The sequence below is a fragment of the Cellulomonas sp. CW35 genome (genome assembly GCF_052378485.1).
GTDB lineage: Bacteria > Actinomycetota > Actinomycetes > Actinomycetales > Cellulomonadaceae > Cellulomonas > Cellulomonas uda.
On sequence record NZ_CP199000.1, the window covers coordinates 2,946,679 to 2,964,649 of the forward strand.

At 71.2% G+C, this 17,971-nt stretch carries 22 protein-coding genes; 9 read left to right on the forward strand and 13 right to left on the reverse strand.

The features are described 5' to 3' along the window. Position 1: 1 nt before the first annotated feature. Positions 2-406, reverse strand: a complete 405-nt coding sequence (locus ACT17Q_RS13395; protein WP_444662992.1) for a transferase — start codon at positions 404-406, stop codon at positions 2-4. A 188-nt stretch (positions 407-594) separates the two neighbouring features. Continuing rightward, a complete protein-coding gene (locus ACT17Q_RS13400) occupies positions 595-804 on the reverse strand; it encodes a BldC family transcriptional regulator (protein WP_444662994.1) in 210 nt (69 codons plus the stop codon). 119 nt (positions 805-923) lie between these two features. On the opposite strand from ACT17Q_RS13400, the gene ACT17Q_RS13405 reads away from it, so the two are divergent. Continuing rightward, positions 924-1,505 carry a TetR family transcriptional regulator gene (locus ACT17Q_RS13405; RefSeq protein WP_141320472.1) on the forward strand — a complete coding sequence of 194 codons (582 nt, stop codon included), beginning with the start codon at positions 924-926 and terminating at the stop codon, positions 1,503-1,505. A gap of 262 nt (positions 1,506-1,767) precedes the next feature. On the opposite strand, the gene ACT17Q_RS13410 is transcribed toward ACT17Q_RS13405, so the two are convergent. Both ACT17Q_RS13410 and ACT17Q_RS13415 read right to left on the reverse strand, forming a co-directional pair. Further along, on the reverse strand, positions 1,768-1,935 hold the full coding sequence (locus ACT17Q_RS13410; protein ID WP_444662996.1) for a hypothetical protein: 168 nt from the start codon (positions 1,933-1,935) through the stop codon (positions 1,768-1,770). Between the two features lie 73 nt (positions 1,936-2,008). Beyond that, positions 2,009-3,493, reverse strand: a complete 1,485-nt coding sequence (locus tag ACT17Q_RS13415; protein WP_444665395.1) for a DEAD/DEAH box helicase — start codon at positions 3,491-3,493, stop codon at positions 2,009-2,011. 296 nt (positions 3,494-3,789) lie between these two features. Between ACT17Q_RS13415 and ACT17Q_RS13420 the strand changes: the two genes are divergently transcribed. Continuing rightward, on the forward strand, positions 3,790-4,206 hold the full coding sequence (locus ACT17Q_RS13420) for a DivIVA domain-containing protein (RefSeq protein ID WP_444662998.1): 417 nt from the start codon (positions 3,790-3,792) through the stop codon (positions 4,204-4,206). Here ACT17Q_RS13420 and ACT17Q_RS13425 read toward each other — a convergent pair. The 4 genes from ACT17Q_RS13425 to ACT17Q_RS13440 form a co-directional block, all read right to left on the reverse strand. Then, positions 4,163-4,948 (reverse strand): DUF4184 family protein, encoded by a 786-nt coding sequence (locus ACT17Q_RS13425; protein ID WP_444663000.1) that lies wholly within the window; start codon positions 4,946-4,948, stop codon positions 4,163-4,165. The two genes, ACT17Q_RS13420 and ACT17Q_RS13425, sit on opposite strands and share 44 nt — an antisense overlap. A gap of 106 nt (positions 4,949-5,054) precedes the next feature. Further along, on the reverse strand, positions 5,055-5,426 hold the full coding sequence (locus ACT17Q_RS13430) for a PH domain-containing protein (protein ID WP_444663002.1): 372 nt from the start codon (positions 5,424-5,426) through the stop codon (positions 5,055-5,057). 92 nt (positions 5,427-5,518) lie between these two features. Beyond that, a complete protein-coding gene (locus tag ACT17Q_RS13435; protein WP_444663004.1) occupies positions 5,519-7,666 on the reverse strand; it encodes a DEAD/DEAH box helicase in 2,148 nt (715 codons plus the stop codon). 319 nt (positions 7,667-7,985) lie between these two features. Beyond that, a complete protein-coding gene (locus tag ACT17Q_RS13440) occupies positions 7,986-8,387 on the reverse strand; it encodes an OsmC family protein (protein ID WP_444663006.1) in 402 nt (133 codons plus the stop codon). A gap of 37 nt (positions 8,388-8,424) precedes the next feature. Between ACT17Q_RS13440 and ACT17Q_RS13445 the strand changes: the two genes are divergently transcribed. Further along, positions 8,425-8,709 carry a ribbon-helix-helix protein, CopG family gene (locus ACT17Q_RS13445; protein WP_236123046.1) on the forward strand — a complete coding sequence of 95 codons (285 nt, stop codon included), beginning with the start codon at positions 8,425-8,427 and terminating at the stop codon, positions 8,707-8,709. A 63-nt stretch (positions 8,710-8,772) separates the two neighbouring features. On the opposite strand, the gene ACT17Q_RS13450 is transcribed toward ACT17Q_RS13445, so the two are convergent. The 3 genes from ACT17Q_RS13450 to ACT17Q_RS13460 form a co-directional block, all read right to left on the reverse strand. Further along, positions 8,773-8,937, reverse strand: a complete 165-nt coding sequence (locus ACT17Q_RS13450; protein ID WP_236123045.1) for a hypothetical protein — start codon at positions 8,935-8,937, stop codon at positions 8,773-8,775. A 127-nt stretch (positions 8,938-9,064) separates the two neighbouring features. After that, complete coding sequence (locus tag ACT17Q_RS13455; protein ID WP_444663009.1) at positions 9,065-9,574, reverse strand: helix-turn-helix domain-containing protein; 510 nt, start codon at positions 9,572-9,574, stop codon at positions 9,065-9,067. A gap of 129 nt (positions 9,575-9,703) precedes the next feature. Further along, positions 9,704-11,551 (reverse strand): endo-1,4-beta-xylanase, encoded by a 1,848-nt coding sequence (locus tag ACT17Q_RS13460; protein WP_444663011.1) that lies wholly within the window; start codon positions 11,549-11,551, stop codon positions 9,704-9,706. A 295-nt stretch (positions 11,552-11,846) separates the two neighbouring features. Between ACT17Q_RS13460 and ACT17Q_RS13465 the strand changes: the two genes are divergently transcribed. Beyond that, complete coding sequence (locus tag ACT17Q_RS13465; protein WP_444665396.1) at positions 11,847-12,530, forward strand: trypsin-like serine protease; 684 nt, start codon at positions 11,847-11,849, stop codon at positions 12,528-12,530. Between the two features lie 250 nt (positions 12,531-12,780). Here the strand turns inward: ACT17Q_RS13465 and ACT17Q_RS13470 are convergent, their stop codons facing one another. Further along, positions 12,781-13,920, reverse strand: a complete 1,140-nt coding sequence (locus tag ACT17Q_RS13470; protein WP_444663013.1) for an epoxide hydrolase family protein — start codon at positions 13,918-13,920, stop codon at positions 12,781-12,783. Positions 13,921-13,997: 77 nt separating this feature from the next. On the opposite strand from ACT17Q_RS13470, the gene ACT17Q_RS13475 reads away from it, so the two are divergent. The 3 genes from ACT17Q_RS13475 to ACT17Q_RS13485 all read left to right on the forward strand — a co-directional run bounded on the left by ACT17Q_RS13475 (position 13,998) and on the right by ACT17Q_RS13485 (position 16,703). Next, positions 13,998-14,966: a helix-turn-helix transcriptional regulator gene (locus tag ACT17Q_RS13475; RefSeq protein ID WP_444663015.1), complete on the forward strand. Its 969-nt coding sequence runs from the start codon at positions 13,998-14,000 to the stop codon at positions 14,964-14,966. Between the two features lie 33 nt (positions 14,967-14,999). Then, a complete protein-coding gene (locus ACT17Q_RS13480) occupies positions 15,000-16,229 on the forward strand; it encodes a Fic family protein (protein WP_444663017.1) in 1,230 nt (409 codons plus the stop codon). 84 nt (positions 16,230-16,313) lie between these two features. Continuing rightward, positions 16,314-16,703, forward strand: coding sequence for a hypothetical protein (locus ACT17Q_RS13485; RefSeq protein ID WP_444663019.1), 390 nt, complete (start codon positions 16,314-16,316; stop codon positions 16,701-16,703). 288 nt (positions 16,704-16,991) lie between these two features. On the opposite strand, the gene ACT17Q_RS13490 is transcribed toward ACT17Q_RS13485, so the two are convergent. Next, a complete protein-coding gene (locus ACT17Q_RS13490; RefSeq protein WP_444663021.1) occupies positions 16,992-17,366 on the reverse strand; it encodes a hypothetical protein in 375 nt (124 codons plus the stop codon). An 80-nt stretch (positions 17,367-17,446) separates the two neighbouring features. Between ACT17Q_RS13490 and ACT17Q_RS13495 the strand changes: the two genes are divergently transcribed. Together ACT17Q_RS13495 and ACT17Q_RS13500 are read left to right on the forward strand one after the other, a co-directional pair. Next, the gene (locus ACT17Q_RS13495; RefSeq protein WP_444665397.1) at positions 17,447-17,686 is read left to right on the forward strand and encodes a ribbon-helix-helix protein, CopG family; all 240 of its coding nucleotides are present in this window, start codon (positions 17,447-17,449) and stop codon (positions 17,684-17,686) included. Further along, a complete protein-coding gene (locus ACT17Q_RS13500; RefSeq protein ID WP_444663023.1) occupies positions 17,683-17,925 on the forward strand; it encodes a toxin in 243 nt (80 codons plus the stop codon). The genes ACT17Q_RS13495 and ACT17Q_RS13500 overlap by 4 nt, the downstream gene beginning before the upstream one ends. The last annotated feature ends 46 nt before the right edge of the window (positions 17,926-17,971 follow it).

A 17,971-nucleotide genomic window follows, 5' to 3' on the forward strand; every position in this document is an offset into this window, starting at 1 on the left:
CTCAGGCGGCGAGCGTGTGGCTGGTCGCGGGGGTGACCTGTGTCCGTGCGGGGACGACCGCCTCCGCGGGGACACGTGTGTCGTCCGAGACGTGCGCGCCGGCGCCGACCGAGACGCGCGTCGCGAGGCGGGTGCGCGAGCCGATGACGGCGCCGCGCCCGACGTGCACGTGCGTGCCGAGCTGGGAGTGCGGTCCGACGACCGCATCGGGCTCGACCCAGACGTGGGCGCCGATGTGAACTCCGCCGCCGATCGTCGCGCCCGGGTCGACCCAGGCGGTCTCGGCGACGTACGTGGTGGGATCGACGGTCGCGGCCATCGCCACGAGTCCGCCGCCGTTGTCGTGCCGGCGGTAGCGGACGGTCGTGCCGTCGTCGGTCTCGAGCTCTTCGTATCGCTTCTTCATGGCGTCTCTAGGAACGATTCGACAGGGTCTCTTGTTCCCACCGCGCGCGCTGGGCGGCGCAGGGCGTGCCGGATCGGTGCGGGCTCCGGGGCGACAGGGGCTGTGCGGACCGGGGCCTGACCGCCCCGGCGCTGGGGCTGCGGGTGGCGTCGTCATCGAGCGGGCGGCGACGCCGGGTGGTGCGGGTGTCAGTCGCGCGGGGACGCCTGCGTGGGGATGCTCTGCGTGATGAGCGCGCGGACCTCGGAGCCGAGGTAGCGGCGGTGGCCACCGAGGGTGCGGATGGCGTTGAGGCGGCCGGCCCGCGCCCAGCGGGTGACGGTCTTGGGGTCGACGCCGAAGAGCATCGCGACCTCCTGGGGGGTGAGGAGCTCCTGGGCGGTCTGGGTGTCGGTCATGTCTTCTCCCTCGTGACAACTGCCGTCTACTCGGTCAGTCGTCACACGTTCGTGTCAGTGCATGACAAGTTTGACATGTTTCGACGAAAAGTCCACCCCTTGTGTCCTACTGTGTGCCCATGGCCCCCGATGTGTCCCTCCGCGAGCGCAAGCGCCGCGCCATCCAGGACGAGGTGTCCCAGGCGGCGATCGACCTCTTCCTCACCCAGGGTTTCGACGAGACCCCGGTCGGTCAGATCGCCGCCAAGGTCGGCATGTCGGAGCGCACGTTCTTCCGGTACTTCGCGACGAAGGACGACGTCATCGACCATGTGTCGGACCGCTGGCGGCGCCGGGTCGTGCTCGCGTTCGCCGAGCGCCCGGCCGACGAGCCCGTGTGGACCGCGCTGCGCCGGGCGTTCGACGACTACATCGCCGAGACGGCCGCGACCGGGCAGTCCCTGCCCGTCATGCGTGTGATCTACAAGACACCCGCGCTGCACGGCCGGCACATGGCGCGGCAGTTCGACTGGCGGGCGGACCTGACCGAGGCGCTCCTCGCCCGCGAGCCGCAGCTCGACCCGTTCGTCGCACTGACGGTCGTCGGCGCCGCGGTCGGCTGCTTCGACGCCGCGCGCGAGACGTGGGCCCGCTCGGACGGCGCGCGGGCCCTGGACGTGCTGTTCGACGAGGCGATGGCCGCGGTGGCAGCGATCGGCTGACCGCGGCCCCGCCTCGTCGCGCTCAGACGAGCCGCCACCACCTCACCTCGTGCGCGCACTGCGGGCACGCTGGGAGCGCTTCGTCGTCCTCGAGCTGGACCGTGTGACCACAGGCATCCAGGAACTTCCCCTTGCCCGGCTTCGCCCCGATGGAGAACACCGGCATCACCTCCTTGTGACGGATCAAGGCCTATCGCCCCGCGCCCGGCCCGCGCCTGGGACCAAAGGCCGCAGTTCCGCCCGGACCCGCCCACCGAACCGTTCACGCGGCACCCGAGCGCCGCCGGCGGCAGTACAGGACGGTCTCGCGCGCCACCCCCCGTGCGACGTCCAGCGTCCACGGCAGGCTCGTCGGGTAGCCCAGGTTCAGGTGGGTGCCGCGGCCGCACAGCTGCTCCTGCGTGCCGACGAGCGCGCGCCGGGCGACCACGTCGAGCTCGATCCGCTCCTCGTCGTGCGCGACTCCACGGGCCCGACCCGCTGACGGACCGGGCCCGCGGAGGTCAGGAGCGGTCGGTGCGCGAGGTCGGGGCGCCGGCGGTGCGCGCCGCGCGGCGCGGACCGGAACGGCGGGCGCCGCTCGTCGTCCCCGCAGCCGCGGACTTGCGTGCCGCGGAACCCTGCGCCGACCCCGGCGTCGACCCCGGCGTCGAGGTGGTGTAGGTGCGCGGCTGACGCGGGGGCGCCGCGGCCGCCCCGGCCTGCTGCCGACGACCGCCCTGACCACCGCTCGTCGGACGGGCGGTGGCGCTCTGCTCGCCGCCACGGCCGCCACGACGACGCGAGCGACCGGCAGGACGCGCGGCGTCCCCGGACCCGGCCGACCGACGCTGCTGGGGCTGCGGCTGCGCGGGACGCGCGGGCTGCACGAACGGCGCGGTCTCACCGACGAGCTGCTCGAGGACCGACGCGCCCGGCGCGACGGGCTGCGGCTTCGCGGTGATGCCGGCCTGGCGGGTCATCGCACGGACCTCGCCGACCTGCTCGGGCAGCACGATCGTCACGACGTCCCCCGCGGACCCCGCACGCGCGGTGCGGCCCGAGCGGTGCAGGTACGCCTTGTGCTCGGCCGGCGGGTCCACGTGCACGACGAGCTCGACCTCGTCGACATGGATGCCGCGCGCGGCGATGTCGGTCGCGACGAGCACCTTCACGGCACCGGTCGAGAACGCCTCGAGGTTGCGCTCCCGCGCGCCCTGACCGAGGTTGCCGTGCAGGTCCACCGCGGGGACGCCCGACGCGGTGAGCTGCTTCGCGAGCTTCTTGGCGCCGTGCTTGGTGCGCGTGAACAGCACGCGCCGGCCGGTGCCGGACGCGAGGTGCTGGACGACGTGCTTCTTCGCGTCCGCGTCCGCGACGGTGAGCACGTGGTGCGTCATCTGCGAGACGGGCGAACGGTCGGTGTCGACCGAGTGGCGCAGCGGGTCCTTGAGGAACGCCGCGACGAGCTTGTCCACGCCGTTGTCGAGCGTCGCGGAGAACAGCATGCGCTGACCGCGCTTGTCCGTCGCCGCCATGATCCGCTTCACGCCGGGAAGGAAGCCCAGGTCGGCCATGTGGTCGGCCTCGTCGAGCACGGTGATCTGCACGTCCGCGAGCGAGATGACCCCCTGCTTCATGAGGTCCTCCAGGCGTCCGGGGCACGCGACGACGATGTCGACGCCGCCCTTGAGCGCGGACTCCTGCGGGCGCTGCGAGACGCCCCCGAAGATCGTCGTGACACTCAGGCGCGCGGCCTTCGCGAGCGGCTCGAGCGTCGCGGCGATCTGCGTCGCGAGCTCACGCGTCGGCGCGAGCACCAGGCCCGTGGGGCGGCTCGGGACGTGGCGCACCATCGTCGTGCCCGGGACGAGGCCCGCGAGGCGCGCGACGAGCGGGAGGGAGAACGCGAGGGTCTTGCCGGAGCCGGTGCGGCCGCGGCCGAGCACGTCACGCCCGCGCAGCGTGTCCGGGAGAGTCGCCTCCTGGATGGGGAACGCGGACGTCATGCCGGCCTTCGTGAGCGCACCGGCGAGGACCTCGGGCACGCCAAGGCTGGAGAAAGAAGTCAAGAGAGAGTCGCCCTTCAGGCGTCGAGTGGGGCGCCCGCCAGGCAGCCACAGCACCCAGGACGCGGGCCCGCGCCGAACCTTCCACCGCGCCAGAGCCACCCCCAGTGTGCCCTATGAGCAGCGAAGATCCGCTGTCGGTCCGCTCACACCGGTCGTCGGGCGCGCTCGTCGGACCGCACGGGACGCCGAGCACCACCGCACGCTCACCGCAGGCACGCGGCATGATCGGGTCCATGACCGTTTCCGACGGACCCGGCTCCGGCGAGCCGATCAGCGCCGAGACGGTGCTGCACGTCCGCTTCATCACGACGAAGTTCACCGAGGGCTACGACCAGTCGGAGGTCGACGACTTCCTCGACCGGGTGATCGCGACGCTGCGCGCCCGGGAGGCGGGCGAGCCCGGGGAGCTCGGCGCGGAGGAGGTCGCGGGGACGACGTTCAGCCGTACGCGGTTCCGCGAGGGGTACGCGATGGACGAGGTCGACGACTTCCTCGACCGGATCGCCACCGCGCTCGCCGGTGGGGCGCCCCGCACCTCGGCGACGCCGCCCGTCGCGCACGACCGGGTGGTCGCGGACGTCCCTGACCCCGGCGCGACCCCGGGGCTCATCCCACCCCGACGCGGCTGGCGTCGGCTGTTCGGCGGCTGACCCGCCACACCACCGCGTACAGGACCACGGCCGCGACGACGACGGCGCCAGACGTCGTGACGAGCCGCGCGAGCGTCGACTCGACCGGCTCGCGCGCCGTGATGCTCGCCGCGAGCGCGACCCCCGCGGCCACCAGCCCGAGCACGACGACGCCCGCGATCACCGCCGCGCTCGTGCTCGACACCTCGAGCCGACCGCCGCGCTCCCGCCACCGAGCGGCCCACCGCACGGCCCACGCGGCGACGACGAGCAGCCCGACGACCGTGCTCGCGTGCTGCAGCACGCGCGCCACGTCCATCCCCGCGAACGCCGGCTCACGCAGCGCGTCGACGCGCTCGACCAGGAACCCGTCGCCGTGCGTGAACGAGTCCCACAGCACGTGCGTCGCGACCCCGATCACGAGAGAGAGCAGCGTCCACCCGGCGCGCTCGGCCAGCCCGGCGCGCTCGTCGGACCCGGCCCTTCCTCCCTCGCGCGTCACGAGCGCGACGAGCGGTGCACGCACCACCCACCACACCGCGAGCAGCACCGCGGCCGTCGGCACGGCGACCGTCAGCGCACCGGGCCAGTGGTGCGTCGTCGTCGCGTTGACGAACGGCTCGTACCAGGCCCCCGCGTAGCGCGGCAGCTTGACGAAGTACGGCGCGTCCGGCGCCATGGCCCCGACGACGAGCGCGGCGGGCACCAGCGGGCCGCGCGCGAGCGGCAGGACGACGGCAGGGTGCGAGAGCGTGAACGGCACGCTGGAGGATGACCCGGTCCCCCGCCGCTCGTCGTCGTGCCGGGGAATGGACCACCCGGCTCGGGGGTCCACCTGCGGTCGCACGCCATGCGCGACCGCTGTCCCCTCAGCCCTTGAGGATCGCCCAGGCGAGGAGCTTGTCGAGCCGGCGGATGTCGATGTCCTTGCCGAGCTTGACCTTGATGTGACCGGCCCGCGTCCACAGCTCGAGCTCGGCGTTGATGTCGAAGACCTTGCCCGCGTTCTCCGAGGACCACATGTTGATCGAGCTGTAGGGCAGCGAGTAGATCTCGACCTTCTTGCCGGTGAGGCCCTGCGCGTCGCGCACGATCAGGCGTCGCGTGGTGAACACGGCGCTGTCGCGGAACGTCTTGAAGGCCGCGACGGCCTGCTCGCCCTCGATCAGGAGGTCCACGACGTCCGGCGGGATCGGGATCTCCTGCAGCAGGGTCCATGCGGCGATGGTGGCGGGTTCCACGGGTATGCCTCCGGGGTCGGTGACGGGGCCCCAGGATGGCGCACCGAGCAACGCTCCGTGCGTCGTCCACGGGCCGCGTCACCCGGACGGGCTCAGGCGACGACGCCTGCCGCGAGGGCGTCGGTGAGCAGGCTGACCAGGGCCTCGAGCTGGACGTCGGTGGAGGTCTCGGCGTCGTCGAGGTCCGCGCCGTCGAGCGCGCGCGCCGCGAGGCCGGACTTGGCGTCGATGAGCTCGGCGATCTTCGCGTCGATGGTCTGCGCCGCGATGATGCGCCACGCGGTGACGGGCTCGGACTGGCCGATGCGGTGGATGCGGTCGATCGCCTGGGTCTGCTCCGCGTCGGTCCAGGACAGCTCGGCGAGCACCAGGTTGGACGCGACCTGCAGGTTGATGCCGACCCCCGCGGCGAGCAGCGAGCACACGGCGATCTGCACGTCGGGCTCGTCGGTGAACGCCGCGATGGCCTTGTCGCGCGCCTTCGTCGTCTGGTCGCCGCGGATCGACACGGACCGGATGCCGCGGTCGGCGAACGTCTGCTCGGCGGCGTCGAGGACGTCGACGTGCTTGGCGAAGAACACGACCTTGCCGACGTTGCGCGCGAGCTGCGCGGCGTAGTCGGCGGCGAGCCCGGCCTTGGCCTGGCCGATGCGCCGGACCATGGTGAACACGTTGTCGCCGGTCTTCTTGGACGACGAGTCCTTGAGCTCGCCGGCCGCGACGCGGCGTGCCAGGTCGTGGTCGACCGCCCCGCCGATCGACGTGTCGCCGCGCGCCTCGAGCGCCGCGCGGTAGCGGCTGACGAGGCGGCGTGCGAGCGCCTCCTCCGACGCGCGGATCGAGCGCCCGACGGCACCGTCGAGCTCGACGGGCAGGTCCGCCACGCGGCGGGCCGGGATGTCCGCGACGACGTCGATCTTGCGGCGGCGCACGATGCCCATGTCGATCACCGCGGCACGCGCGGCGGCGGAGAAGCCGCGGTCCGCCGGGGTCAGGCCGGTCTCCTCCAGCGCGTTCATGAGCGCACCGAGCGGCTTCTCGTCGTCGATCCACCCGAGGAACTCCCAGATCGCCTGGAAGTCCTCGATGTCGTTGATGAGCGGCGTCCCGGTGAGGGCCATGAGCAGCGGACGCGCGGTGCGCAGCTGGATCTGCTCGGAGAGCGCCAGCACGTTGCGTGAGCGCTGCGAGCCCTTGTTCTTGATGAAGTGCGCCTCGTCGACGACCATCCCGCGGAACCCGAGCTCGCCGAGCCACCCGACGTGCCGGTCGAGGATCTCGTAGTTGACGATCACGACGTCGGCGAACGCGTCGACGTCCTCGCCGTCGCCGTGCAGCACGGTCGAGCGGCGCTGCGGGGTCCACAGCTTCACCTCGTGCGCCCAGTTGGTCTTGACGACGTTCGGGACGACGACGAGCAGCGGGTACGCGTCGGCCGCCTGCGCCGCGAGCAGCGCCTGCGCGGTCTTGCCGAGGCCCGGCTCGTCGGCCAGCAGGAACGTGCGGTGACCGCGTGCGGCGGCCGCGACGACCTGCGCCTGGTGGCGCATGAGCTCCTTGCCGCGCGGCACGAAGCCGGGCGTCGGCTCGGGCAGCGCCATGCATGCGGGCGAGCCCGTCGCGGCCTTCTCGAACGACCAGAACAGCGGCTCGAGCAGCTCCCAGCCCGCGAGGCGGCGCGGGCGGGCCGCGGCGCGCTCGGCGGCCGCCTCGAAGTCGGGGGCGAGGAACGGGTTGGCGAGGCGGCGCGAGATCACCGACTGCGGGACGACGCGCTTCTCATCGGCGGGCGTCGGCGGGGCCTGCGGCGCGGGCTCGGGCTCGTCGGGCGGCTCGATGCCGCCGGCGCGCAGCACCGACGCCCGGTACTCACGCGCCGCGTCGGAGACCCGCGCGTCCTCGCGCAGCAGCTCCAGCAGCGACGTGTCGCGCGCGGCGGTCTTGGCGAGCTGCGTCGCGACGCCGTCCAGGCGCTTGAGCTCCTGCGTGCGCTTCGCCTGGCCGAGCGTCTCGTCGGCGTTGACGCGGGCCCGCTCCTCGCGCACCAGCAGCGCCACGACCTGGAACTTCGTGCGCACCGCCGGACGCGTCGGGGGACGCTTGACCGCGTTGTCGACGTCACGGGCGATCCCGGCGAGCACCGGGATCAGACCCTCCTCGTCGGGACGCGTCGTGCGGCGTCGCTGACCACCGGACTGGGCGCCTCCGCGACCCGACCGGCCCCGGCCTGCTCCTGCCACATCTCCTCCTTCGACGTCCGCACCCGACCGCAGGCGCGGCGTGCGTTGCCCCGGCCCGGCCACGGCCGGACTGGGCTCACCGCGTGCCGCCGGGAACGGCGGGGCGGGGCGCTCAGGTCAGCGCCGCCGCGCGATCGCGCAGCTGTTCGTCGGCGCCGCGTGGGGATCGCGCCGGCACCGTGGTGTCACTGCCGGGGCGTGTCCTCGACGAGCTGCGGCACGACGTGAGGTCGCGCGCCATCCACCGGCGGTTCGCATCGTACCGCCGGGGTGCACGCGGCGCCGACGAGTGCTGTGAAGTCACCCGCTCGTGCGCGGCCTACCCGGCCGTGCTCACCCGCTGGACCGGCGCGCCGGCCCGGATCGCGCGCGGGATCTCCGCGACCTCGTCGACGACGGCCACAAGCCGCGCGACCTCGTCGGGCGAGGCCTGCGTGTCCACCTCGACCGCGTAGGTGATCCCGGTCGACACCCACTCCCCGTCGAACCCGCCGCCCGCCGTCACCCGCACCCCCTGGAGCGCGACGCCGAGGCTGGCGGCCTCCCGGTACACGTCGTTGAGGACGCAGCCCGCCGCCGCGACGTGCAGCAGGTGCGCGCCCGTGAACGCCGCCTCGACCGCGACGCCCTCGTCCGTCCACCGGTGCGGCAGCCGCCACGCCCCGTCCGACGACGAGCGCAGACTCCCGGCACCCACGACGACCCCGTACGTCTCCGCCATCACCCCTCCCGCTCGCCATCCTGAGCGGGAGGGAGGGGTGGCGCAAGAAGTCACCCCGCATGCCGCGTTTTCGTCATACGTCACGTGGGTGGTGAGTGACGAGCGGGTCCGGGAGCTGGCCCACGAAGCCGAGAAGGGCTACGACGTCGAGGTGCCGAGGCGCCGCGCACGAGGACGTCCGGGCCGCGGCGCACAGCCGATGCAGGTCGTCGTCGTCCGACTCACCGCCGAGGAGCTCGACACCCTGGACGCGGCGGCAGCGCGCCACGGCCTGACCAGGGCCGAGGCGATCCGCGCCGCCCTCGCACGCTTCCACGCCTGAAGGTCCATCAACGCGCACACCCACGGCGCCCTCTCCGAAGGCAGGGAGCCCCCTCGTCGTCGGCTACGCCGTCTCCTCCGCACGCAAGTCATCAATGAGCCAGAGAAGTGCCGAGACGGCGTTCGAGTACCGCAGATACCGGGGGTTCTGGTTCGACTTCGGCTCGCAGTCGTTCCGCTGGCGCCGGAGGGCGTCAACCATCCGCTCGAGATCCTGGATCTTCGACATGGAGCAACGGTTGACCCACCGATGTACGAGTGCAAGACCGTGACCGCCTCCCGCTAGATCTTGGGGTCGAGGGTGTCCGCCAGCGAGATGGGCACGAGCACACACGCGTCGAGTAGGGCGCCGAAGCTCACCCCTGCGGCCCACCGCCGGACGTCCGGCGGGCGAGCCGCAGCGCCTCGGCGTACTCCTCGGCGGCGTCCTCGTAGAGCCCGTCCGCCTGCGCCTCGCGCGTGAGCTCGTCGAGAGACGCCCGCCGCTCGGTCCGGCGGAGGTCCCGGAAGCGCAGCAGGTCGTCGAGCCTGATGCGGCGGTGCCGCGTGACTCGCTCGTACGGGATCCGCTCGTCGTCGAGGAGCTTGACGAGCGTCGGGCGGGAGATCCCGAGGAACTCTGCCGCCTGCGACGTCGTCAGCCGCTGCTCGACCGGGGCCACGGTGATGGCGTGGCCGGCCTCCATCGCCTCGACCACGTGCACGAGGATCTCGTGCACGGGGGAAGGCACCTCGACCGTCGTCCCGTCGGGCGCGACGAGCTTCGCGGTCGGCTGCTCGAGCGCGGCCGCCAACCGGTGCACGGACTCGCGAGCGGGGGCGTCCTCAGGGGGCAGCGTCGTCGTGGCGAGAAGAGCGGTCGCCATACGACCACTCTCGTCTCAAGACGAAATATCCGCAAGGGCCTCGCAGGCGCCCGGAGGGTCTCCCGCCTCACACGCGACCGGGGTCCCGCAGCGATGCTCGCGCTGCGGGACCCCGGTAGACGCTGATCGCTACCTGCGCTCGAGCTTGGCGATCGCTGAGGTGAGGGCCACGGTCGCGTCGTTGACGGCGCGCTGCGGCTCGGCCTTCCGCAGGACGTGCTCCGCCCGGTGCAGCGCCGCACGGACCTTCGCGGCGCTCTTCGGCGTGTAGGCCCGCAGGTCGAGCTCCTCGGCCTGGTCGACGGTCGCTTCCAGGTGCGAGGTGTCCGTGATCGGCTTGCGCACGCCCAGCCACTTCTCCGGGTTGGCGACCGCGGCCGCACCGAGCTTCTCGGAGAAGTCGCTGTTGAAGATCAGCGGGTTGTGCGTCGAGCGCCAGCTCAGCTGGTCGGTGAGGCCCCAGAACGTCACGCGGCTGATGTCCTGCGAGTACTTCTTGTAGACCGCGAAGTACTCCGCGAACCGCTGCGCCTGGATCTTCTCGAGCTCGGCGCGGTTGGTGATCTTGCCGACCCAGTAGTCGAACTCACCACGCGAGATCCGGTCGGCGACCGTCGGGTCGTTCAGGTCCCGGTACTGCGAGCGGTCGTCGCCCTCGGGCTGGCCGTTCCACGCCTCCCAGACCTGCAGGTCCAGCTCGGAGATGCTGGCCTTGAAGCCGGCCTCGGTGATGAGCTGCAGCGAGCGCTCGACCGACGCGTGGTCGGAGCACGCACCCGGCTTCCACTCCGGTGCGGCGTCGTTCACGAGCTTCGGCAGCCGCGTGTTCGTCGAGCACGCGAACGCCGGGGTCTGGTTGATGTAGTTGTGCGACTGCATGCCGATCGCCTCGACCAGCGGGCGCGGGTCCTCGGGGTGCTCGGCGGCGTACCGCGCGTTGAGGTCGGTGGCCATGGCGATGATCGCCTGCGCCTTGCCCTCGGACTGGAAGAGGTTGAAGTCGTTGTACTCCAGCCGCGTGTCCGGGTCGTACGTGCGGGCGAAGACGAACGCGTCGTACAGGAAGTCCGCGGGGCTCTCACCCTCGGCCAGGTCCCCACCGTTGCGGTACGCGTTGTACCAGTTGGACCAGCCGCCGTTCGGGCCGCCGCGCAGGAAGTCACGCCAGTCCTGCGTGGCGGGGTCGAACTCGTCGAGCCCGTCGACGAACGCCTCGTTGACGACGTCCCACGAGACCGTGCGGCCCTGGAAGTGCGTGAGCACCTCCTTGATGTAGCGCTCCATGTTCGCCTTGGCGAGCGCGCGCGTGCCGCCCGTGGGGCCGCTGTTGATGCGCGCCGGGGTCTGCCCGTGCCAGACGAGCACATGCCCGTGCACCTTCATGCCACGCGCGAGCGTCTCGTCGACGAACTGGTCCGCCTGGTCCCAGCGGAACGTGAACTCGCCCGTCTCCGGGTCGATGTTGTCGTTCGGCAGCAGCTGGTCCGGCTTCATCGCGTTCTCGGCCGTCATCACGCTGTAGTGCCGCGCGATGGTCGCCGAGTTCGGCGAGCCCTCGGCGTACGTGCCCGGGTGGGACCAGATGTTCCCGACGTCGAAGTAGTCGCGGTACGCCTTCTTCAGCGACTCCATGCGCGGGCGGAACGAGGTCGTCAGGACGACGTCGTGCGCCGGCATCGTGAACTCGTCGACGCGCGCGCCGATCCAGTTCAGCTCCTTGGACGTCCAACCGCCCCACACGTCGTTCTTGTGCGGCGTGGCGGTCAGGTCCACCGTCTCCCCCGCCTTGTACTTCCCCGCGCCGGTGACCTTCCCGTGGCCCTCGACCCGGATGGTCACGCGGAACGTGTCCCCGTGCCCCGGGTGTCCCGGCGCGTGGCTGTGACCCGGCCCGTGGCCCGGCGTCGCCTGACCGGGTGCGGCGAGGCCGACGGTCGCGATCGCGACCACCGCCCCCGCGCCGATCCATCGCGCCACGCGGCGTCGTCGGACCGACGCCGTCCCAGCACCCTCACGTCGTCGTGCGGTATGCGCTGTCATGGTCACTCCCTTTCGTCCCCCTACGGAGCCGGCGGCCCTGGGCCTGACCGGCCGCTTGCTCGCACCGCCCGGGACGGCCACCTCGTCGTGACCGCGGCCCCGCGCGCCCCGGCGCTCTTCATCGGTGAAGAAGCGTTCTGCGGACGACGAGCGTGCGGTCCGGGGTTGGCTGCCCAACGTAGGTAGGTCATTCCAGGACGTCAAGGACGTCCTAGGAGCAACCGGACGGCGGGTGGGCTATGAGAAGCAGGCGCGCCGACCGTCAGTTCGATACGGATGCTCAGCCGCATTCGGATGGGTAGAGCAAGGGAACGATTATCTTGTCACAGCCGCACACTGCTACAAGAATCCAAACGGAACATGCGGGAACGTTGCGCGAGTCAACAGCGATAAGTCGATCACGAAGATCGGCACGGTGACATGGTCGTCGGGCGACGCAACGGGAACAAAGTCCGGCCTCGCTGGCGACATCGCACTCGTCCGACTGTCGTCCGCACGAACATCCGGGATGCTCTACACCGGCACCTACAACACCACAACAAAGAAGAAGGTCCTCGGTCGCACTTACCTCACCCAGGGTTGGACCGGCTCGAACCTTCGCACTTCTGGCGCAAGCGGTTTCGCCGGCAACGGGTCCGGGGAACTCAACCCTAATTGGGTTTCGCTGGTCAATCAGACCCTATCGTACGGGGGGATGAGGTTCACGAAGATCTCGGTCGCTGAACACTCGTCCACATGCACCAAGGATGGTGACTCGGGCGGAGCCTTCTACCTCAATGTCTCTGGGGGGGTGCACGCCGTTGGTGTCATCAGCGGAAGCAATGGAGGCGGAGCACTCACCACGAATTGCCGAAACTACTACACGCCGATTTCATTTGTTGCCGCCAACTTTGGCGGTAGCATCAAGACGAGCTAGGGGGAAGAGAATGCATCTGTCGCACACTCAGGTCTGGGTCGGCATCACCGTTGTACTGGTTGTAGCCGCGATAGCGGTTCTCGTCTGGGCAATGCTTCCCGAGGACACGCTGCTGCCACCTCGTGTCGATCACCTGCTGAAGACGCCCTAGCGACGCCGAGTGCCCGGCGGGTGCGCCACAAGTCCCGACTGGGGTGCTCATAGAGGTTCCACACGGGTCACGGAACCGCCACCACCTCGGGCGAAGGGCTCAGACACGGAAGAACGTGCGCAGATCGTCGACGAGGACGTCGGGCACCTCCATGGACGCGAAGTGCCCGCCGCGCTCGTGCTCGGTCCACTGGACGATGTTCGTGTTGTCCCGCTCGGCGAACGGGCGGATCGTCTTGAAGTCGTCGGCGAAGACCGAGACCCCGGTGCGGCCGTGGCTGACCTGCGGCTCGGCCTGCGCGCGCGCCTCCTCGTAGTAGAACCGCACGGCGGTCGACGAGGTGTTCGTCAGCCAGTACAGCGAGACCTGGGTGAGCACCTGGTCGCGAGTGAGCAGGCTCGTGCCGTTGCCGAAGTTCTCGAACAGCTCGTTCCACGCGAGCTGCGCGACGGGCGAGTCCGCCAGGCCGGCGGCGACGGTCTGGGGTCGCGACGAGTTCGCGGCGGCGAAGCCGGCGCGCTGCTGGAACCAGCCGAGGAACTCCAGCGCGGCGTGGTCGGCCGGGGTGAGCTTCTCGAACTCCGCAGGGTCGCCGGACGGGAACGAGAACAGCTGCAGCACGTGCGCGCCGAGGAACCCGGGCGGGTCCATCACGGCGAGCTCGCGGGAGATCATCGCGCCGCCGTCGCTGCCGTGCGTCCCGTACGACTCGTACCCGAGCCCGCGCATGAGCGTGTCCCAGGTCCGCGCGAGCCGCGCCGTCGTCCACCCGCCGTCGACGACGGGCGTCGAGAACCCGAACCCCGGCATGGACGCGATCACCACGTCGAACGCGTCCTCCGCGCGGCCGCCGTGCGCGACGGGGTCAGTGAGCGGGCCGATCATGTCGAGGAAGTCGACGAACGACCCCGGGTAGGTGTGCCCGAGCAGGAGCGGCGTGGCGTCCGGCTCCGACGAGCGCACGTGGATGAAGTGGATCGTCTGCCCGTCGATCTCGGTGCGGAAGTGCGGGAAGGCGTTCATGCGCTCCTCCTGCGCACGCCAGTCGAACTCGTCGCGCCAGTACGCGACCATCTCGCGCAGGTACGACTCCGGGGTGCCGTAGTCCCACGAGTCGCCGGGTGCGGGCGTCGCGAACCGGGTGCGGGCGAGCCGGTCGTGCAGGTCGTCGAGAACGGCCAGGTCGATCGAGACCTGGAACGGGCGGACGGTCAGGGTGGGCTGCTGTGTCGTCGTCATGACTGTCACGCTATGAACCGTTCCGGCACGGTTCGTTCCTCTACTCCCGAGGAGTTCCGACGAACCTGAGGACCCGCATGCTCGAGACCTCCGCCCGCCTGCTGCAACTGCTCGCACTCCTGCAGTCACGCGCCCGCTGGACCGGCGACGAGCTCGCCGAGCGCCTCGGCATCACCACCCGCACCCTGCGCAACGACGTCGACCGCCTCCGCACCCTCGGCTACCCGGTCGACTCCGCGCGCGGCACCGGCGGCTACTACCAGCTCGGCGTCGGCAAGACCCTGCCACCCCTTCTTGTCGACGACGACGAGGCCGTGGCGATCGTCGTCGGCCTCGGAGCCGCCACCGGCCTCCGCGGCCTCGAGGACACCACAGCCCGCGCCCGCGCGAAGCTCGAGCAGGTCCTCCCCCACCACCTGCGCCTGCGCGTCGCCGCCCTGCGCGAAGCCCTCGAGCACGGCCCGACGAACACCGACAGCAACGTCGACGACCCCGAGGTCGACCCCGCGCTCGTCGCCACCATCGCCGCCGCGATCCGCGACCACGAGTCCCTGCGCCTCCTCGAGGACGACGAGCCCCGCACCGTCGAGCCCTGCAAACTCGTCACCTGGCAACGTCGCTGGTACGTCGTCGCCCGCGACCCCGCCACCGACACCTGGGCCCCGCACCGCCTCGACCGCATCACCGTCCGCACCCCGAACGGCCGCCGCTTCACCCCGACCCCGCTCCCCGGCGAGGACTACACCGGCCTCGTCGCCCGCGAGGTCGCCCGCGCCGGATGGGCCGTCCACACCCGCATCACCGTCCACGCCTCAGCCGAGCAGGTCCTCGCCCGCATCAACCCCACCGTCGGCGTCGTCGAACCCGTCTCCGACACCGAGTGCGTCCTCGTCACCGGCGGCGACAGCGTCGAGATCGTCGCCGTCTACATCGGCATGCTCGGCTACGACTTCACCGTCACGAACCCGCCAGCGCTCGCGGAGTACGTCGACGTCCTCAGCCGGCGGTACGCGGCGGCGACCGATCGAAGGTTGGAGCCTTCCTAACATTTTCGCTCGAACTGTTAGTACCGTGAGGGCATGGCAACAGAAGTTGCGGCGCTCGCGGTTCCAGCAACAGCGCAAGAGTCGCATCACTGGCTCGCGCAGACCGACGGCATGAGCTCGCGCGCCCAGCTCTCGAGCGCCTCCGGTCCGTACGAGTCGAGCGTGCCCGCCCGCATCGCCGACCACTCCGTGACCATCCCCTCGGACCTCGGGGCGGACGTCGACGAGGCGACCGCCGCGCTCGCACGGTTCGACCTGTACGCGAGCGCGAAGCTCGGCGCCGAGAGCGCGACGCTCGGCCCGATGTCGTCGATCCTGCTGCGCACCGAGTCGGCCTCGTCGTCGCAGATCGAGAACCTGACGGTGGGCGCCCGCCAGCTCGCGCTGGCCGAGATCGACCAGTCCGGCAGCGAGAACGCGCAGGTCGTCGTCGCCAACGTCCGCACGATGGAGGCCGCCCTCGCCCTCGCCGACCACCTCGACGAGAGCGCCATCCTCGCGATGCACGCCCGGCTCCTGGGCGGACAGCGAGGCTGGGAAGACCACGCCGGCACGTACCGCGACGAGCTGGTCTGGGTCGGCCGGAGCAGGATCAGCCCGCGGGGCGCGTCGCACGTCGCCCCGCAGGCCGAGCAGGTGCCCGAGGCGATGGCCGACCTGGTCCGCTACCTGGCCCGTGACGACGTGCCCGTCATCGTCCAGGCCGCCATCGCGCACGCGCAGTTCGAGACCATCCACCCGTTCGCCGACGGCAACGGCCGCACCGGGCGGGCACTGGTCCACGCGATCCTGCGCGGGAAGGGCGTCATGACCCGCACGACGGCGCCCGTCTCGGCGGGGCTCCTGACGGACACCGAGGCGTACTTCTCGGCGCTCGGCGCGTACCGCCGCGGTGACGCCCGGCCCATCGTCGAGCAGTTCACCCGCGCGAGCCGGTACGCAGCCTCCACAGGCGAGAGGCTCGTCGACGACCTGGCCGCTCAGGTCGACGCCGCCCGCGAAGCCCTGACGGCCCGCCGGCTACGACCTCAGGCATCCGCCTGGCGGGTCGTTCCCCTGCTCATCTCGAACCCGGTGGTCAACGCCCGGCTGCTCGGCGAGCGCCTCGGCACCAACGAGGTGGCCGCGCAGCGAGCGCTGGCGCAGCTCACCGACGCCGGGGTCCTGACCGAACGCACGGGGATGAAGCGCAACCGCATCTGGCAGCACTCAGGGATCCTGAACGTGCTCGACCAGTACGCGCAGCACATCTCCCGTCGCTAGCTGCACTGCCGACAGCCCGCTCAAGTACGGCTGCGCGACCCGAGGTCTCTTGAGGTGCCGAGCGCTGAGTGGAACGCTCCGGCCATGAGCTTCGACGTGTACGCGCAGCGCTTCGCCGGCGGTGAGGCGGCCGAGGCGGAGAACGGTGTGCTGGCTGAGCTCTTGGCGCCACACCTGATGAGGGTCGAGCCGGAGTTCGACTTCGCCGAGCTGCACTTCGACGACGGGACTGCCGACTTCTACGGGGTTGCCGAGCCGGGGTCAGGCTTCATGGTGAACCACGTGAGCGGGCAGTTGGCCTGGGAGCTGTTCGCGCGGATCGCGTCGGCCGGCGACATGGTTCTGATGGCCCCTGGCGTGCCGACGATGCTCTTCCGCGAAGAGGTGCGGCAGCACCTGCCTGCGGACCTGGCACAGGACGCTGTCGTCCTCAGTTCCGGCGCGGACATCCTGCGGACCTTCGCCAACGCCTGAGCCCCTACCGGCGCCAGATCCACGAGCCGCGACACACGGCCGCGTCGCTGCGCATCGCCGCCGGGACGGACGTGAAGGCCGTGCAGGTGATCCTGGGGCACTCCAACGCGACGATGACGATGCACCTCTACGGCACCTGTTCAGCGAGGCAACGGGGCAGGCGACGGAGGGGCTGCCCGTGATCTCGCTGATGCAGGCGACCCGGGCGATCGAGCCACCGTCCTGATCTGCGGCACAGGGCTGCAGCCCGACGGCTCACATCGGCTCTCATTCTCGGCCTGGCCCAAGTCACAGGCGACGCTCGTACCCGCACTCTTCGTGGACCCAGCGATCCAGGGAGGCGCGCCTCGAGCTGTCCGCGCCGAGAGCCTCGAGCCATTCCGCCGCAGCACACTTCATCTGTGCGACTGCGGCGGCATCCTGCTCGGCACCGCTACGCCCGGGCGCGTCCATGGCGTCCGTCAGGGAACCCCAGATGAGGTAGAGCCCCCCTGACAGCTCCTCAGCACCTGGAACTCCGACCGTCGGCGACAATGCCTCCATCGCCATGCCAAGGAAGCGCATGCCGGCGTCGTACGTCGGCCAGCCGTCATCGGCGTGGATCACGGCACGCGCCAGGTCGGCCGTCGACGCCAGAAAGTCGGCCGTGGAGCGCTCGCTCATGCCACCCATGATGACGGGGTGCTCGTGCCGACACTCGGAGCGTGCACGGCCTACCCGCGCGAGAGTTTTCGTCATACGATATGTGCGTGGCGAGCGACGACCAGATCCAGCAGTGGGCCGACGAGGCCGAGGCGGGCTACGACGTCGACGCGCTGAAGCGTCGAGGGCGCGGGCGCCCTGGCCGCGGGGCTGAGCCGATGCAGGTCGTGGCCGTCCGCCTCACGGCTGAGGAGCTCGACGCCCTCGACGCCGCGGCGGCCAAGCAAGACATGACCCGGTCCGAGGCGATCCGGGCCGCGCTCGCCCACTTCGCTGCGTGAGGGTCCACCGCAGCGCGCGGAAGCACGGCGTCGCGGAGGACGACGCGATCCAGGCGGCCGCGTGGTCGCTGTGGATCGAGCCACTGGACGACGACGGCCCGCCCTATCGCGAGCTGCGCCTCGGCTTCGACACCCGGGCCCGCCTGCTCGAGACGGTGGTACTCACGCTCGAGAGCGGTGACGAGATCGTCATCCACGCGATGCCAGCGCGCCGGAAGTACCTCGACCTGCTGCCATAGGGAGCGCCGCCGAGGCTCGGCCCTCGCTCGGATCCAGGACCGCAGA

Excerpts from the sequence above, each read along its gene's own strand:
- ACT17Q_RS13395 (WP_444662992.1), bottom strand. The coding sequence starts at position 406 with ATGAAGAAGCGATACGAAGAGCTCGAGACCGACGACGGCACGACCGTC.
- ACT17Q_RS13400 (WP_444662994.1), bottom strand. The coding sequence starts at position 804 with ATGACCGACACCCAGACCGCCCAGGAGCTCCTCACCCCCCAGGAGGTC.
- ACT17Q_RS13405 (WP_141320472.1), top strand. The coding sequence starts at position 924 with ATGGCCCCCGATGTGTCCCTCCGCGAGCGCAAGCGCCGCGCCATCCAG.
- ACT17Q_RS13415 (WP_444665395.1), bottom strand. The coding sequence starts at position 3,493 with ATGACGTCCGCGTTCCCCATCCAGGAGGCGACTCTCCCGGACACGCTG.
- ACT17Q_RS13420 (WP_444662998.1), top strand. The coding sequence starts at position 3,790 with ATGACCGTTTCCGACGGACCCGGCTCCGGCGAGCCGATCAGCGCCGAG.
- ACT17Q_RS13440 (WP_444663006.1), bottom strand. The coding sequence starts at position 8,387 with ATGGCGGAGACGTACGGGGTCGTCGTGGGTGCCGGGAGTCTGCGCTCG.
- ACT17Q_RS13450 (WP_236123045.1), bottom strand. The coding sequence starts at position 8,937 with ATGTCGAAGATCCAGGATCTCGAGCGGATGGTTGACGCCCTCCGGCGC.
- ACT17Q_RS13455 (WP_444663009.1), bottom strand. The coding sequence starts at position 9,574 with ATGGCGACCGCTCTTCTCGCCACGACGACGCTGCCCCCTGAGGACGCC.
- ACT17Q_RS13470 (WP_444663013.1), bottom strand. The coding sequence starts at position 13,920 with ATGACGACGACACAGCAGCCCACCCTGACCGTCCGCCCGTTCCAGGTC.
- ACT17Q_RS13475 (WP_444663015.1), top strand. The coding sequence starts at position 13,998 with ATGCTCGAGACCTCCGCCCGCCTGCTGCAACTGCTCGCACTCCTGCAG.
- ACT17Q_RS13480 (WP_444663017.1), top strand. The coding sequence starts at position 15,000 with ATGGCAACAGAAGTTGCGGCGCTCGCGGTTCCAGCAACAGCGCAAGAG.
- ACT17Q_RS13485 (WP_444663019.1), top strand. The coding sequence starts at position 16,314 with ATGAGCTTCGACGTGTACGCGCAGCGCTTCGCCGGCGGTGAGGCGGCC.
- ACT17Q_RS13490 (WP_444663021.1), bottom strand. The coding sequence starts at position 17,366 with ATGAGCGAGCGCTCCACGGCCGACTTTCTGGCGTCGACGGCCGACCTG.
- ACT17Q_RS13495 (WP_444665397.1), top strand. The coding sequence starts at position 17,447 with ATGTGCGTGGCGAGCGACGACCAGATCCAGCAGTGGGCCGACGAGGCC.